This window comes from Streptomyces sp. NPDC018045 (assembly GCF_044327445.1).
GTDB lineage: Bacteria > Actinomycetota > Actinomycetes > Streptomycetales > Streptomycetaceae > Streptomyces.
In genome coordinates this window covers 215,636-230,970 of record NZ_JBIRFL010000001.1, presented here as the reverse complement: position 1 = coordinate 230,970, position 15,335 = coordinate 215,636, and the positions used below count along the sequence as shown (strand labels likewise).

Annotated in this window: 11 protein-coding genes; 4 read left to right on the top strand and 7 right to left on the bottom strand. The window is 70.6% G+C overall.

The genetic code is table 11. The annotated features are described in order from the left end of the window. Positions 1-4: 4 nt before the first annotated feature. Together ACH4EB_RS00905 and ACH4EB_RS00900 are read left to right on the top strand one after the other, a co-directional pair. Positions 5-946: an RluA family pseudouridine synthase gene (locus ACH4EB_RS00905; protein ID WP_398345102.1), complete on the top strand. Its 942-nt coding sequence runs from the start codon at positions 5-7 to the stop codon at positions 944-946. A gap of 149 nt (positions 947-1,095) precedes the next feature. After that, positions 1,096-2,697, top strand: a complete 1,602-nt coding sequence (locus ACH4EB_RS00900) for a Na+/H+ antiporter (protein ID WP_398345101.1) — start codon at positions 1,096-1,098, stop codon at positions 2,695-2,697. Between the two features lie 76 nt (positions 2,698-2,773). Here the strand turns inward: ACH4EB_RS00900 and ACH4EB_RS00895 are convergent, their stop codons facing one another. Beyond that, on the bottom strand, positions 2,774-3,892 hold the full coding sequence (locus tag ACH4EB_RS00895; RefSeq protein ID WP_398345100.1) for a mechanosensitive ion channel family protein: 1,119 nt from the start codon (positions 3,890-3,892) through the stop codon (positions 2,774-2,776). A gap of 104 nt (positions 3,893-3,996) precedes the next feature. Here ACH4EB_RS00895 and ACH4EB_RS00890 point away from each other — a divergent pair, with 104 nt between their 5' ends. After that, entirely contained in the window at positions 3,997-4,611 is a 615-nt protein-coding gene (locus ACH4EB_RS00890; protein WP_398345099.1) for a dienelactone hydrolase family protein, read from the top strand. Between the two features lie 27 nt (positions 4,612-4,638). Here ACH4EB_RS00890 and ACH4EB_RS00885 read toward each other — a convergent pair whose 3' ends face one another. The 6 genes from ACH4EB_RS00885 to ACH4EB_RS00860 form a co-directional block, all read right to left on the bottom strand. Continuing rightward, complete coding sequence (locus tag ACH4EB_RS00885) at positions 4,639-6,279, bottom strand: alkaline phosphatase D family protein (RefSeq protein WP_398345098.1); 1,641 nt, start codon at positions 6,277-6,279, stop codon at positions 4,639-4,641. A 104-nt stretch (positions 6,280-6,383) separates the two neighbouring features. Continuing rightward, positions 6,384-7,229 carry a thioredoxin domain-containing protein gene (locus tag ACH4EB_RS00880; RefSeq protein WP_398345097.1) on the bottom strand — a complete coding sequence of 282 codons (846 nt, stop codon included), beginning with the start codon at positions 7,227-7,229 and terminating at the stop codon, positions 6,384-6,386. 129 nt (positions 7,230-7,358) lie between these two features. Then, positions 7,359-8,102: a hypothetical protein gene (locus tag ACH4EB_RS00875; protein WP_398345096.1), complete on the bottom strand. Its 744-nt coding sequence runs from the start codon at positions 8,100-8,102 to the stop codon at positions 7,359-7,361. A 172-nt stretch (positions 8,103-8,274) separates the two neighbouring features. Beyond that, a complete protein-coding gene (locus tag ACH4EB_RS00870; protein ID WP_398345095.1) occupies positions 8,275-9,102 on the bottom strand; it encodes a thioredoxin domain-containing protein in 828 nt (275 codons plus the stop codon). Positions 9,103-9,163: 61 nt separating this feature from the next. Next, the gene (locus tag ACH4EB_RS00865) at positions 9,164-9,823 is read right to left on the bottom strand and encodes a hypothetical protein (protein WP_398345709.1); all 660 of its coding nucleotides are present in this window, start codon (positions 9,821-9,823) and stop codon (positions 9,164-9,166) included. A gap of 87 nt (positions 9,824-9,910) precedes the next feature. Next, on the bottom strand, positions 9,911-11,254 hold the full coding sequence (locus tag ACH4EB_RS00860; RefSeq protein WP_398345094.1) for a DUF2252 domain-containing protein: 1,344 nt from the start codon (positions 11,252-11,254) through the stop codon (positions 9,911-9,913). Positions 11,255-11,492: 238 nt separating this feature from the next. Here ACH4EB_RS00860 and dnaE point away from each other — a divergent pair, with 238 nt between their 5' ends. Then, positions 11,493-15,035 carry a DNA polymerase III subunit alpha gene (gene dnaE / locus ACH4EB_RS00855; RefSeq protein ID WP_398345093.1) on the top strand — a complete coding sequence of 1,181 codons (3,543 nt, stop codon included), beginning with the start codon at positions 11,493-11,495 and terminating at the stop codon, positions 15,033-15,035. The last annotated feature ends 300 nt before the right edge of the window (positions 15,036-15,335 follow it).

The window sequence follows — 15,335 nt, the reverse complement described above, 5'->3', positions numbered from 1 at the left end:
TGATGTGAGCACGATTCCCGAGATCCGCACCCTGCCCGTACCGGACGGCCTGGAGGGCGAGCGCGTCGACGCCGCGCTGGCCCGTATGTTCGGCTTTTCCCGTACGAAGGCCGCCGAGCTGGCGGCCGGCGGGAAGGTCCGGGTGGACGGCGCCGAAGTCATGAAGTCCGAGCGGGTGCACGGCGGCGCCTGGCTGGAGGTGGAGATGCCGCAGGCCGCGCCACCGGTGGAGATCGTCGCGGAGCCCGTCGAGGGCATGGAGATCGTCCATGACGACGACGACATCGTGGTGATCGTCAAGCCGGTCGGTGTCGCCGCGCACCCCAGCCCCGGCTGGACCGGCACGACCGTCATCGGCGGGCTGGCCGCCGCGGGTTTCCGCGTCTCGACCTCCGGTGCCGCCGAGCGCCAGGGCATCGTGCACCGCCTCGACGTCGGCACCTCCGGTCTGATGGTGGTGGCCAAGTCCGAGCGCGCGTACACCCTGCTCAAGCAGCAGTTCCGGGAGCGTACGGTCGACAAGCGCTACCACGCGCTGGTGCAGGGCCACCCGGACCCGATGAGCGGCACGATCGACGCCCCCATCGGCCGCCACCCGCAGCACGACTACAAGTGGGCGGTGACGGCCGACGGCAAGCCGTCGGTCACCCACTACGACCTCATCGAGGCGTTTCGCGCGGCGAGCCTGCTGGACATCAAGCTGGAGACGGGGCGTACGCACCAGATCCGCGTCCACATGTCCGCGCACCGTCACCCGTGCGTCGGTGACCTGACGTACGGCGCCGATCCGACGCTCGCCAAGCGGCTGGGCCTGACCCGCCAGTGGCTGCACGCGATGCGCCTGGGCTTCGAGCACCCGTCCGACGGCCGCTGGGTGGAGTTCGAGAGCGCCTACCCGGACGACCTCCAGCGCGCCCTGGACCGGGTGCGGGCCGAGAGCGCCTGAGCCGTACGCGCCGCGGGGGCGGGGCGGGCGCCGTGAGCGGATAGACCGGACGGCCGAAAGGCCGGGCCGTTCGTCTGAGCTGGTTTTGTGCGCTTCATGGCAGGCTTGTGTCGGAACGTGATCGATTTCGACCCCGGAGTGCAGCCGCCGTGGACCAGTTGGCCCTGATGTTCGTCCTACTTCTCGGGGCCGTGGTCATGGTCCCGGTCGGTGACCGGCTGGGCCTGCCGTCGCCGGTCCTGATGACGCTCGCGGGCGCGGTGCTGGCGCTGCTGCCGTTCGTCCCCAACGTGGAGGTACCGCCGGAGTTCATCCTCCCGCTGGTGCTGCCACCGCTGCTCTACGCCGCCGTGCAGCGCACCTCCTGGCGGCAGTTCACGGCCAACCTCCGGCCCATCTTCCTGCTGGCGGTGGCCCTGGTCTTCGCGACCACGGCCGCCGTCGCCGCCGTGGCGCACGCCGTCGTCCCCGGTATGCCGATCGCCGCCGCGGTGGTGCTCGGCGCGCTCGTCGCACCGCCCGACCCGGTCGCCGCGACCGCCGTCGCGGGCAAGCTGGGGCTGCCCCGCCGCATGGTCTCCATCCTGGAGGGCGAGGGGCTGTTCAACGACGTCACCGCGATCGTGCTCTACCACGTCGCGCTCGCCGCCGCCGTCAGCGGCTCCTTCTCCGTGCCCTCCGCGGTCGGCTCGCTCGTCCTGTCGGCGGTGGTCGCGATAGCGGTCGGGCTGGTGCTCGGCTGGGCCACCAACAAGCTGATCGGCCTGCTGGGCGACCCGACCCTGCAGATCGGCCTGACGCTGCTGGTGCCGTTCGTCGCGTACGTCCTCGCCGAGGAGTTCGAGGGCTCCGGGGTGCTGGCGGTGCTGACCACCGCGCTGTTCCTCGCCGAGTACGCGGTGGACGCCGACGACGTGATGGGCCGGCTGGCCGGTTACACCTTCTGGGAGATCGTCGACACCCTCGTCACCGGAGTCGCCTTCGGCCTGATCGGCCTGGAGCTGCACAACGTCATCAAGGTGGCCTCCGGCCGCTGGGGCGAGATGCTCGGCGTCGGCGCGGCCATCGTGGCGGTCGTGGTGGGCGTCCGGCTGCTGTGGCTGCTGCCCGCCGCCTGGCTGGCCAAGCGGATGCACAAGCGCCGCGACTTCGACGAGGACATCCCGATGAGCTGGCGGGAGACCCTGATCATGTGGTGGTCCGGGATGCGCGGCGTGGCGTCCGTCGCGCTGGCGCTGGCCATCCCGTACCAGATCGACGGCGGCGGGGACTTCCCGGCCCGCGACGAGATCCTCTTCATCGCCTTCGCCGTGGTGCTCTCCACCCTCGTCGTCCAGGGTCTGTCACTGCCGACCCTGGTCAAGAAGCTGCGGGTCCGGGCCGACTCGGAGACCGAGGAGAAGCTGGAGCGGGAGCTGGCGGTGCGGGTGATCAAGGCGTCCAAGCGGCGCCTGAAGGAGATCCTGGAGGTCGAGGAGCTGCCGGAGGAGATCAGTGAGCAGCTCACCCGGCGCGCCTACGACATGGGTGCGCGCATCGCGCCGGACATCGTGGACGACGACCGGCGGGATCACTTCGAAAAGCGCATCACCCGGATGAAGAAGGTGCAGCGCATCCAGGGCGAGATGCTCTCGGCCGCCCGCCACGAGGTGCTGTCGGCCCGCAGTGAGCCGGGCGCCGACCCGGAGATCGTGGACCGGGTACTGCGCCAGCTCGACATGCGCAGCCTGCGGGGCGCGCCGCTGCCGTAGGGCGGCGGGCCGGGTGGCGAACAGGGCGGCGGGCCGGGTGGCGAGACGGGGGGCGCCGTCGCGCCCCGCCCCGCCGTCAGCCGTCCAGGCCCGGCCCCTTGTCCAGCGTTCCCGGCCGCCGGTGCCGTCCTTCTTCGTACGGGTCGGCGTCGTCCCCGCTGCCCGGGACGATCGCGGTGGTGACCCGCGGCAGCGCGTACGGGTGCTCCGCGCGCAGCCAGTCGATCATCCGCTCGCGGACCTCGCAGCGCACCGACCAGATGGCGTCCGCGTCCCGGGCGGTGACCAGGGCGCGTACCTGGATCGTGGTCGGGGTGGTGTCGGTGACCACCAGGCTCCAGCCGCGGCCGTCCCAGTCGGTGCTGTTCTGCAGGATCTCGTGCAGCCGGTGACGCATCTTCTCCACGGGCGCCGCGTGGTCGAGGTGGAAGAAGACCGTGCCGGTCATCTGCGCGCCGCCGCGCGACCAGTTCTCGAACGGCTTGCTGGTGAAGTACGACACGGGCATGGTGATCCGCCGCTCGTCCCAGGTCCGTACGGTCAGGAAGGTCAGGGTGATCTCCTCGACCGTGCCCCACTCCTTGTCCACGACCACCGTGTCCCCGATGCGGACCATGTCGCCGAAGGCGATCTGCAGGCCGGCGAAGAGGTTGCCGAGGGTGGACTGCGCGGCGACACCGGCCACGATGCCGACCAGCCCCGCCGAGGCCAGCATGGACTGGCCGACCGTCTGCATCTTGGGGAACGTCAGCAGCATCGAGGCCGCGGCGACGACGATGACGATGGCCGTGACCACCCGCTGGATCAGGGTGACCTGCGTTCGGACCCGCCGGACCCGGGCGGCGTCCCGCGCGCCCGCCGCGTACCGGGAGTACGAGGACTCCACGATGGCCGCGGCGGCCCGGATGGCGAGCCAGGCGGCGGCCGCGATCAGGACCAGGGACAGGATCTGGCCGAGCCCCGCCTCGTGGTCCTCGATGAACTTCACGCCGGTTCTGTCGTAGAACCCGCGCAGCAGCGCGGTCACCAGCACCACTTGCAGGGGGACGCGGCAGCGCCGCAGCAGGCCCCACAGCGGCGTGTCGGGGCGGGCCGTGTCGGCCCGGCGCAGTGCCAGGTCGACCAGCCAGCCCAGCAGGAGCGTCACGACTATCGAGCCGCCTACGACGATGAGCGGACGAAGCACGTCCTCCATGGACACTTCGGTCCTCCTAGTTGTGGTCAGCCTCGTGCCGGTTCCTCCTGACCGTAACTGGCACGATGGTGGAAGTGCGATCCAATGACAGGGAAGTGAATCCAGTGGCCTCTTCGCCCGCCTCGTCGTCCGCGCCCTCCGCGGCGCCCTCGACGGTTGTCCTGCTCCACTCGGTGTGCGGTCTGCGCCCCGCGGTGCACGCCGCCGCCGACCGGCTGCGCGAGGCCGGCCACGAAGTCGTCGTACCGGATCTCTTCGGCGGGCGGACCGCCGACACCGTCGAGGACGGTGTGGTGATCAAGGACGAGATCGGCAAGGACGAGCTGCTGCGCCGCGCGGTGACCGCCGCCGCGCCGTACTCCGACCGGGGCGTGGTCTACGCGGGCTTCTCCTTCGGCGGCGCGGTCGCGCAGAACCTCGCCCTGGCGGACGACAAGGCGCGTGGGCTGCTGCTGATGCACGGCACCTCGGACATCGCCGACGACGCGGCGGTCGACGAGCTGCCCGTACAGCTCCATGTCGCCGACCCGGACCCGTTCGAGCCGCACGACTGGCTGAACGCCTGGTATCTGCGGATGGGCCGGGCCGGCGCGGACGTGGAGGTCTACCGCTACCCGGGAGCCGGACACCTGTTCACCGACCCGGACCTGCCGGACTACGACGAGGAGGCCGCCGAGAGCGCCTGGAAGGTCGCTCTCGGCTTCCTCGACTCGCTGTAACGGTGCGCGGGGCCCGGTCGCGGGTGGTCAGCGCACCGGCTGCCGGACCCGCTCCACCCGCTGGGTGCCCGAGAGGGTCCGGTACGAGCGGGCCCGCGCGGTGGTGGCGTGCGGGTCGGCCCGGTCGGAGACGGTGAAGTAGTCCATCTGCGTGCGTTCGGCGGTCACGTCCAGGACGCCGTAGCCGTGTGAGTCCATGTCCAGCCACTTCACGTGCCGGTTGGCGGCCCGGATCGCGGCGACACCGACCAGCGAGACGGTGTGCGGGGCGACGTGCAGGAAGTCGTCCACGTTGTCGGAGGTCACCGAGGTGACCACGAACTCGGTGGCGACCGGCGGGGCGGCCGGGTAGGTCGCGGCCCGCACCGGCACCTCGTTGGCCCAGGCCATGTGGATGTCGCCGGTCAGGAAGACGGTGTTGTCGATGCCGCGGTCGCGCAGGTGCGTCAGCAGCTCGCGCCGGTCGTCGGTGTAGCCGTCCCACTGGTCGGTGTTGACCGCCAGGCCCTCCTTCGGCAGGCCGAGGAGCTCGGCGAGCGGCGCCAGCAGGTGCGCCGGTACGGACCCGAAGGCGACCTGGGAGATCATCACGGAGGTGCCGACCAGTCGCCAGGCGGTGTCGGAGCGCTCCAGCCCGGCCTTGAGCCAGTCGAGCTGGGCGCGCCCGGTGATCGAGCGCCCCGGGTCGTCCACCGTCCCGCTGCCCACCGCGGCCTGCTGGTCGCGGAAGGTCCGCAGGTCGAGCAGGTGCAGGTCGGCCAGCTTGCCGAAGCGCAGCCGGCGGTAGGTGGTGCCCGCCGTGGAGGTCCGTACGGGCATCCACTCGAAGTAGGCGCGCCGGGCGGCGGCCATCCGCGCCGCCCAGTCGCCCTCGGTGCCCGGGGTGTGGTTCTCGGCGCCGCCCGACCAGGCGTTGTTCGCGAACTCGTGGTCGTCCCAGATCGCGATGAGCGGGTGCGCGGCGTGCATGGCCTGGAGGTCGGGGTCGGTCTTGTGGACGCCGTGCCGGGTGCGGTAGTCGGCGAGCGTGACGATCTCGTGGGTGGGGGAGTGGCGGCGTACGACGTTCTTCGGGGCGGGGAAGGCGCCGGTCGCGTACTCGTAGATGTAGTCGCCGAGGTGCAGCACCGCGTCCAGGTCGCGGCGGGCCGCCAGGTGCCGGTAGGGGGAGAAGTAGCCCGCCTCCCAGTTGGCGCAGGAGACCACACCGAAGCGGACGTTGGCGGCCTTCGCGTCGTGCGCGGGGGCGGTGCGGGTGCGACCCACGGGCGAGCGGGTGCCATCGACGGTGAAGCGGTAGTAGTAGGCGGTGGCCGGCGTCAGGCCGCGCACGTCGGCCTTGACGGTGTGGTCGGTGGCGGCCGTGGTGGTCGCGGTTCCCCGCGCGACCACCGAGCCGAAGCCCTGGTCGGCCGCCACTTCCCAGTTCACCGTGGTGTCCGGGCCGCGGCCCGAGCCGGGCACCGCGCCGGGCTCGGGCGTGACCCGGGTCCACAGCAGGATGCCGTCCGGGAGCGGGTCGCCGGAGGCCACGCCGTGCTGGAAGACCTGCGGGCTCGTACGGGCCCGGGCGGCGACGGGCCCGGCGGTGGCGAAGGGCAGCAGGGCGGCGGAGGCGGCTGCGGCCGTGACGGCGGTGCGACGTGATATCTGGTCATGATCGGTCACGGCCGATCACCCTACTGTCGGGTAGGGGGCTACGGGAGGGGTCGCGCGGGAAGTTCGCCCTCCCGTAAACCGCCGGTCGCCGGGCCGGTGCCGCGCGCCCGCGGCTACTTCTTCGCGGGGCCGAACTCGTCGTCGATCATCTTGTTGAAGTTGGCCGTGGCGAGTTCGTGGTACTGCTCCTTGGTCATCTGCCGCTGCGGGACCTGCGGCAGCGTCAGCTTCTTGTCGCCGTGCAGGAACGCCGGGGTCCCGGTCACGCCCTTCCGGCCGAAGAGCGCCGTCATCTCCATCGTCCACCGGTCGTACGTACCGTTGTTGACCGCCGCCCGGAACTTCTCGTTGTTCTTCAGCTCGGGCACCTGATCGGCGACCTCGATCAGCTTCTTGTCCTTGGCGTAGGCGTCGTCGGCCTCCTCGGGGTGGTTCTTCTCCGCGTACAGCGCGGTCTTGTACTTCAGGAACGCCTCCTGGCTGACGTTCAGGGCCGCGCCGAGCGCGCTGAGCGCGTTCTTGGAGCCCTCACCGCCCTGCCCGCCGTCGATGAACGTGTACATGGTGAAGCGGATCTTGTAGCGGCCGTCCTCCATGCCCTTCAAGAGGGCCGGGCCCGCGCTCTGCTCGAAGCCCGCGCAGGCCGGACAGCGGATGTCCTCGAAGACCTCCAGGGTCTCCTTCGCCTCCGGCTTGCCGATGACGATCTCGGTGCCGTCCTTGCCGCTGGTGTGCGCGGGCTTGACCAGGTCGGCCTCCTTGGCCGCCTCCCAGCCGGTGGGTTCGTTCGCCTTCATGATCCCGAAGCCGATGCCGCCGGCCACGACGAGGACACCGATCACCGAGCCCGCCACGACGAACTGCCGGCGGATCCGCTCCTTCTTCTTCTGCCGCTCCCGCTCGGCACGGATACGTTCCCGGGCCGCCTGCTTGCTCGTCTGGCTGTTGCGGTCGCTCATGGTGCTTACCGACTCCCTGTCCCGAATTGCCTTGGTACGTGCCGTCATGAACCCCCGCTGTACGGGCGCGCCGCGCGCCCTGGCGTCCAGGGGTACGGGTGCCGCGGTACGGGCTCCCCGCGCGCCGCGTCAGTACGCGGCAGCGGCGGGGGCGAGCCGGGGCGGGCCGCGCCGCACGACGCAGTGCCCGAGCCGAGGGAGCGGCCGGAGAAGGGGCAGGAGGCGTACGGGCCGTATCCGGCGGTGCGCCGGGTAAGGGCCGGTGGCGTCCGCGGCGGCCGCCAACAGCAGCGGCCGGAACGCGAACGCCGGCACGGCACGCAGCAGCCGGGCCAGCGCGGCGTCACCGCGCCACAGCCAGGCCGCGGCCAGCAGCCCGACGGCGATGTGCGCGGCGAGCAGCAGCCAGGGGAGCGCCGGCGAACCGGCCGGCGGCACGGGAAGCCCGGGGTGAGCCGCCGCCATCGCCCGAAGGGCATGGGAAAGGCCCCCTTCCCGGGCGAGCGGTGTGCCCGGTTCGCCGCCGCACAGCAGATCCACGCCGACCGAGTGCAGCGGCCCGGTGACCGGGCCGCCGGCCGGCCCGTAACAGGTGTGCTGTCCGGTGGTGAAGACGGTGTCGGCGGCCAGTTCCACCGGGACGAGGAGCCCGGCGATGCGCCAGAAGCCGCGCTCGCGGTCCGCCAGGACGTACGCGAGGGCGAACACTGCCGCGCCGACCGGGAGGAGCGTGGCCGGCGCCACCGGGGTGCGGGTGAGCAGGACGTGCGAGGCGGCGGACAGCGTCACGCACAGCGCGGTGAACACCGCGGCGCGAGCCGCGCGCAATGGGGCACCCGGGGGCGCCCCCGGCCGTGCCCCGGTCCGCTCCATGCCCGGAGTCTGCCATGGGCACGGCGACTTGCCGGGTCAAGATTTGGCATCGGCGGACCGGGTACGGCGACGGCCGGCGCGCGGTACGCACGCCGGCCGTGGAAGCCGTCCGCCGGAGCTCCGGACCGAGACTCCGGAAAGCTTCGGTCCGGGGCTCAGGGAAGAGTCGCGATCAGCCCTTCATGGCCTTGTCGACCTGCGCGGTGAACGCCTCCGGCGTGGACGGGGCGGCCTTGCCGCTCGCGGAGTCGGTGCCCAGCACCGTGTCGTCCAGCTTGACCGTCGGCGTGCTCTTGACGTCCTTGAAGCCGTTGAAGGCCTCGGACATCTCCATCGCCCAGCGGTTGTACGTACCGGCCTTCACGGCGTCCCGGAACGTGGCGTTGCCCTTCAGGGCGGGCACCGTGTCGCCGATCTTGAGCAGATAGTCGTTGTCGGCGAACTTGTCCGGGCCGGTCTCCTCGGGGTGGTACTCCTTCGAGAACAGCGCTTCCTTGTACTTCAGGAACGCGTCCGGGCTCACGTTGAGCGCGGCGCCCAGCGCGCTGAGCGCGTTCTTCGAGCCGGTGCCCCGGAGGTTGTTGTCCAGGAAGGTGCCCAGGTGGATGGAGGCCTTGTACTTGCCCTCCTTGAGGTCCTTCTGGATCGTCTCGCCGACGTTCTGCTCGAAGCTCGCGCAGCCGGGGCAGCGGGCGTCCTCGAAGAGCGACAGCGTGTGCTTCGCGTCCTTCTTGCCGATGACGATGTCCGTGCCGTTCTTGCCGGACGTGTTGGCCGGCTGGGCCAGCTTGGCGCTCGCGGCCTCGGCCCACTTGTCGGAGCCGCCGCCCGTTTTGGCCACGGCGACACCGATGCCGCCCGCGACCGCCAGCACGGCGACGATCGCACCGCCGACGGTCAGTTGCCGGCGGACCTTCTCCTTCTTCTTCTGCCGCTCGCGCTCGGCGCGCAGCCGCTCGCGGGCTGCCTGCTTGTTGGCCTGGCTGTTGCGGTTGCTCATGACTGTCCTGCTCCTGGGAAAGGTGTGAACGGGTGCCTGTCCATGAGCCGCGGCCCGAAGGCTACGCGGCGAGGGAACAGGGCGGTCCACGCCGTACGACGCAGTGCACGAGCAGCGGGGCGGCCCGCGGGGCCGGCTCGGTACGCGCGGGGCGGGAGGCCGGGCGGTGCGGTACGGGCAGCGCCCGGACGGCCGCCACCGCCAGCAGCAGCGGCCGGAACGCGAACGCCGTCACCGCCCCCAGCACCTGGGCCAGCGCCCGCTCGCCCCGCCGCAGCCAGACCGCCGCCAGCAGCCCCACCGCGACGTGCACGGCGAGCAGCAGCAGCCAGGTCGCGACGGGTGTCCGGTCCTGTGCGGACAGGTGCGCCAGGGGGGTGCCCACCTCGCCGCCGCCGCACAGCAGGTTCACGCCGAGGGACCGCAGCGGCCCGGTGACCGGGCCGCCGACCCGCCCGTAACAGGCGTGCTGGCCGGCGCTGAAGACCGTGTCGGCGGCCAGCTCCAGCGGCACCAGCAGCGCGGCGATGCGCCAGTAGCCGCGCTCCCGGCCGGCCAGCGCGTACGCGACGGCGAAGACGGCGGCCGACAGGGCGGCGACGGTGGTCAGCGGCAGCGGCATCCGGGACAGCAGCACATGGCCCGAGGCGGACAGCGTCACGCACAGCGCCGTGAAGAGCGCCGCGCGCAGTGCCCGCAGGTGTGCCGCCGAAATGTCCATGGCAGTCGAGTCTGCCATGCCCCGGTGTAAGTGGGCACTAAGAGGCGCGAACCTGTCGCCCCCCGCTCCGTCGGCCCGTGACCCGGCTCACAGGCCGGGGATGCGGCCGTTGCGGAAGAGGTCGACGAACGTCTGGTGGTCGGCCCGGGCCCGGGCGCCGTACGCGTGCGCGAAGTCCACCAGCAGCCGGGCGAAGCCGTCCTCGTCGGCGGCGATGGCCGCGTCGATGGCGCGCTCGGTGGAGAACGGCACCAGCGAGTGGCCGCTCTCGTCGTCCGCGGCGGCGTGCATCGTCGCGGTCGCCCGGCCCAGGTCCGCGACGACCGCCGCGATCTCCGCCGGATCGTCGATGTCCGACCAGTCCAGATCGACCGCGTACGGGGAGATCTCGGCCACGAGCTGGCCGGCGCCGTCCAGCTCGGTCCAGCCCAGCCACGGGTCGGCGTGGTCCTGGAGGGCCCGCTGCGAGATCACCGTGCGGTGGCCCTCGTGCTGGAAGTAGCCGCGCACCCGCGGGTCGGTGATGTGCCGGGACACCGCCGGGGTCTGCGCCTGCTTCAGGTAGATGACGACGTCGTTCTCCAGGGCGTCGCTGTTGCCCTCCAGCAGGATGTTGTACGAGGGCAGGCCCGCTGAACCGATGCCGATGCCGCGGCGCCCCACCACGTCCTTGACGCGGTAGGAGTCCGGGCGGGTCAGGCTGGACTCGGGCAGCGTCTCCAGATAGCCGTCGAAGGCCGCCAGGACCTTGTAGCGGGTCGCCGCGTCCAGCTCGACCGTGCCGCCGCCCGCGGTGAAGCGGCGCTCGAAGTCGCGGATCTCGGTCATCGAGTCCAGCAGGCCGAAGCGGGTCAGCGAGCGGGCCACGCGCAGCGCGCCCAGCAGCGGCCCCTCGGCCGTGTCCAGGGTGAAGGGCGGCACGTCGTCGTCCTTGGCACCGGTGGCCAGGGCGTGGATACGCGCACGGTAGGCGGCGGCGTAGATCCTCACCAGCTCACTGATCTGCTCGTCGCTCAGCGCCTTGGCATAGCCGATCAGCGCGACGGAGGCGGCGAAGCGCTTGAGGTCCCAGGTGAAGGGGCCGACATACGCCTCGTCGAAGTCGTTGACATTGAAGATCAGTCGGCCGGTGGCGTCCATGTACGTGCCGAAATTCTCCGCGTGCAGATCGCCGTGGATCCACACCTGTCCCGTGCGCTCGTCCTCGTACGGGCCGCCGCCCGGGCCGCCGTCCCACGCCTGGAGGTCGTGGTAGAAGAGGCAGGCCGTGCCCCGGTAGAAGGCGAAGGCCGAGGCGGCCATCTTCCGGAATTTGACGCGGAAGGCCGCCGGGTCGGCGGCGAGCAGCTCTCCGAAGGCGGTGTCGAAGACGGCGAGGATCTCCTCGCCGCGCTGAGCGGCGTCCGGCGCCGGGACGAGCTGGGACGACATCGCGAAGTGCCTCCTGGAGCGGATGATTCAGACGGTTGTGCCGCCTCTTCCAACGGCCGAGGCTACTCACGAGTGCCCGCCCGGCGGCCGGACCCACCCCGCTCCGCCCCCGCTCGTTGTCGGCGGAGGGTCGTAGACTTCGAGACCGTCCCACCCCTCGCCCGGGGCCCCCGACCACCACCCTGATCGAGGCGCCCGGCGCCGCATCACCCACCCTGATTCCCGGAGGTCTTCCGCCGTGGCCAAGCCGCCCTTCACGCATCTGCACGTGCACACCCAGTACTCGCTGCTGGACGGTGCCGCGCGGCTGAAGGACATGTTCGAAGCGTGCAAGGAGATGGGGATGACGCACATCGCCATGTCCGACCACGGCAACCTCCACGGCGCCTATGACTTCTTCCACTCCGCCCAGAAGGCCGGCATCACGCCGATCATCGGCATCGAGGCGTATGTGGCGCCCGAGTCGCGGCGGACCAAGCGCAAGATCCAGTGGGGCCAGCCGCACCAGAAGCGCGACGACGTCTCCGGTTCCGGTGGTTACACGCACAAGACGATCTGGGCGGCGAACAGCACCGGCCTGCACAACCTCTTCAAGCTCTCCTCCGACGCGTACAAGGAAGGCTGGCTGCAGAAGTGGCCCCGGATGGACAAGGAGACGATCTCCCAGTGGTCCGAGGGCCTGATCGCCTCCACCGGCTGCCCCTCCGGTGAGCTGCAGACCCGGCTGCGCCTCGGCCAGTTCGACGAGGCCCTGAAGGCCGCCTCGGAGTACCAGGACATCTTCGGCAAGGACCGCTACTTCCTGGAGCTGATGGACCACGGCATCGAGATCGAGCGCCGGGTCCGCGACGGCCTGCTGGAGATCGGCAAGAAGCTCGGCATCCCGCCGCTGGTCACCAACGACTCGCACTACACCTACGCGCACGAGGCGACCGCCCACGACGCCCTGCTGTGCATCCAGACCGGCAAGAACCTCTCGGACCCCGACCGCTTCCGGTTCGACGGCACCGGCTACTACCTCAAGTCCACGGACGAGATGTACGCCATCGATTCCTCGGACGCCTGGCAGGAGGGCTGCCGCAACACCCTCCTGGTCGCCGAGCAGATCGACACCACCGGCATGTTCGAGAAGCGCGACCTCATGCCGAAGTTCGACATCCCCGAGGGCTTCACCGAGATCACCTGGTTCCAGGAGGAGGTGCGGCGCGGCATGGAGCGCCGCTACCCGGCCGGCGTCCCGGAGGACCGGCAGAAGCAGGCCGAGTACGAGATGGACGTCATCATCCAGATGGGGTTCCCGGGCTACTTCCTCGTGGTCGCCGACTTCATCATGTGGGCCAAGCGCAACGGCATCGCGGTGGGTCCCGGCCGAGGGTCCGCGGCGGGTTCGATCGTCGCGTACGCGATGGGCATCACCGACCTCGACCCGGTCACGCACGGCCTGATCTTCGAGCGGTTCCTGAACCCCGAGCGTGTCTCGATGCCCGATGTCGACATCGACTTCGACGAGCGCAGGCGCGTCGAAGTGATCCGGTACGTGACCGAGAAGTACGGCGAGGACAAGGTCGCCATGATCGGCACGTACGGCAAGATCAAGGCGAAGAACGCCATCAAGGACTCCGCCCGCGTCCTCGGCTACCCCTACGCCATGGGCGACCGCCTCACCAAGGCCATGCCCGCCGACGTCCTCGGCAAGGGCATCGACCTGGACGGCATCACCAACCCGCAGCACCCCCGCTACAGCGAGGCGGGCGAGATCCGGGGGATGTACGAGAACGAGCCGGACGTCAAGAAGGTCATCGACACCGCCAAGGGCGTCGAGGGCCTGGTCCGGCAGATGGGTGTGCACGCGGCCGGCGTGATCATGTCCAGCGAGCCGATCGTCGACCACGCCCCGCTGTGGACGCGGCACACCGACGGTGTGACGATCACGCAGTGGGACTACCCCCAGTGTGAGTCGCTCGGTCTGCTCAAGATGGACTTCCTGGGCCTGCGCAACCTCACCATCATGGACGACGCCCGCAAGATGGTGGAGGCCAACAAGGGCGTCAGCCTGGACCTCCTGGAGATCCCGCTCGACGACCCGAAGACCTACGAACTGCTCTGCCGCGGTGACACCCTCGGCGTCTTCCAGTTCGACGGCGGCCCCATGCGTTCGCTGCTGCGCCAGATGCAGCCCGACAACTTCGAGGACATTTCCGCCGTATCGGCCCTGTACCGGCCGGGCCCGATGGGCATGAACTCGCACATCAACTACGCCGAGCGCAAGAACGGCCGCCAGGAGATCACCCCGATCCACCCGGAGCTGGCCGAGCCGCTCAAGGAGACCCTGGGCCTGACCTACGGCCTCATCGTCTACCAGGAGCAGGTGCAGAAGGCCGCCCAGATCGTCGCCGGGTACAGCCTCGGCGAAGCGGACATCCTCCGCCGCGTCATGGGCAAGAAGAAGCCCGAGGAGCTGGCGAAGAACTTCACGATCTTCCAGGCCGGCGCCCGCAAGAACGGCTACAGCGACGAGGCGATCCAGGCACTGTGGGACGTGCTGGTCCCCTTCGCGGGGTACGCGTTCAACAAGGCGCACTCCTCCGCGTACGGACTCGTCACCTACTGGACCGCCTATCTGAAGGCGAACTACCCGGCGGAGTACATGTCCGCGCTGCTCACCTCGGTGCGCGACGACAAGGACAAGTCGGCGGTCTACCTCAACGAGTGCCGCCGCATGGGCATCAAGGTGCTCCCGCCGAACGTGAACGAGTCCCTGGCGAACTTCGCCGCCCAGGGTGACGACGTGATCCTCTTCGGCCTCACCGCCGTCCGCAACGTCGGCCAGAACGTCGTCGACTCGATCATCCGCTGCCGCAAGGCCAAGGGGAAGTACACCTCCTTCCCCGACTACCTCGACAAGGTCGACGCAGTGGTGTGCAACAAACGCACCACCGAATCGCTGATCAAGGCGGGCGCCTTCGACGAGATGGGGCACACCCGCAAGGGCCTGACCGCGCACTACGAACCCATGATCGACAACGTGGTGCAGGTCAAGCGCAAGGAGGCCGAGGGGCAGTTCGACCTCTTCGGCGGCATGGGTGACGACAGCTCCGAGGACACGCCCGGCTTCGGGCTGGACGTGGAGTTCTCCGACATCGAGTGGGACAAGACCTACCTGCTCGCGCAAGAGCGCGAGATGCTCGGTCTGTACGTCTCCGACCACCCGCTGTTCGGCCTGGAGCATGTGCTGTCCGACAAGGCGGACGCGGCGATCTCCCAGCTCACCGGCGGCGACTACGCGGACGGCTCGATCGTCACCATCGGCGGCATCATCTCCGGCCTCCAGCGCAAGATGACCAAGCAGGGCAACGCCTGGGCCATCGCCACCGTCGAGGACCTGGCCGGCTCCATCGAGTGCATGTTCTTCCCGGCGACCTACCAGCTCGTCTCCACCCAACTCGTCGAGGACACCGTCGTCTTCGTCAAGGGGCGCCTGGACAAGCGCGAGGACATCCCGCGGCTGGTCGCCATGGAGATGATGGTCCCCGACCTCTCGGAGGCCGGTGCCAACGCCCCCGTGACGATCACCATCCCCACGGTCAAGGTCACGCCCCCGCTGGTGGAGAAGCTGGGCGAGGTCCTCACCAGCCACCGCGGCGCGACCGAGGTACGGATCAAGCTCCAGGGGACGCGCAAGACCACGGTGCTCCGGCTGGACCGGCACCGGGTGACGCCGGACCCGTCGCTCTTCGGCGATCTGAAGGTGCTGCTGGGGCCGTCCTGCCTGGCGGGCTGACGCGGCCGGACGGCCGGTGCCGGGGGCCCGCGCCGGGCCCGCGCCCCGGCACCACCGCGCCTGGTGACGTCGTACGGCCGGGAGTCCGTATGCCCGAGCGGCACGCGGGCCGGGCGGCGGCCGGCACGCGGGCCGGGGCGACCAGAGCGCGGACCGGGGCGGTGGCCGGGAGGAAGGCGTGGTGCGAGCCGGGCCTCTCCGTGAGTAGCGTGCACGGCGCAACTATTTCTTCTCGCGCGCGGGATGGTTCCGTCGTGGGCGCTTAGCGCGCAAGAGGGGCGCACCCCAAGCGGGTGCGCC

What these genes read in the sequence shown, in the direction of transcription:
- ACH4EB_RS00865 (WP_398345709.1), bottom strand. Translation starts at nt 9,823, where the DNA reads ATGGACATTTCGGCGGCACACCTGCGGGCACTGCGCGCGGCGCTCTTC.
- ACH4EB_RS00875 (WP_398345096.1), bottom strand. Translation starts at nt 8,102, where the DNA reads ATGGAGCGGACCGGGGCACGGCCGGGGGCGCCCCCGGGTGCCCCATTG.
- ACH4EB_RS00895 (WP_398345100.1), bottom strand. Translation starts at nt 3,892, where the DNA reads ATGGAGGACGTGCTTCGTCCGCTCATCGTCGTAGGCGGCTCGATAGTC.
- ACH4EB_RS00880 (WP_398345097.1), bottom strand. Translation starts at nt 7,229, where the DNA reads ATGAGCGACCGCAACAGCCAGACGAGCAAGCAGGCGGCCCGGGAACGT.
- ACH4EB_RS00860 (WP_398345094.1), bottom strand. Translation starts at nt 11,254, where the DNA reads ATGTCGTCCCAGCTCGTCCCGGCGCCGGACGCCGCTCAGCGCGGCGAG.
- ACH4EB_RS00870 (WP_398345095.1), bottom strand. Translation starts at nt 9,102, where the DNA reads ATGAGCAACCGCAACAGCCAGGCCAACAAGCAGGCAGCCCGCGAGCGG.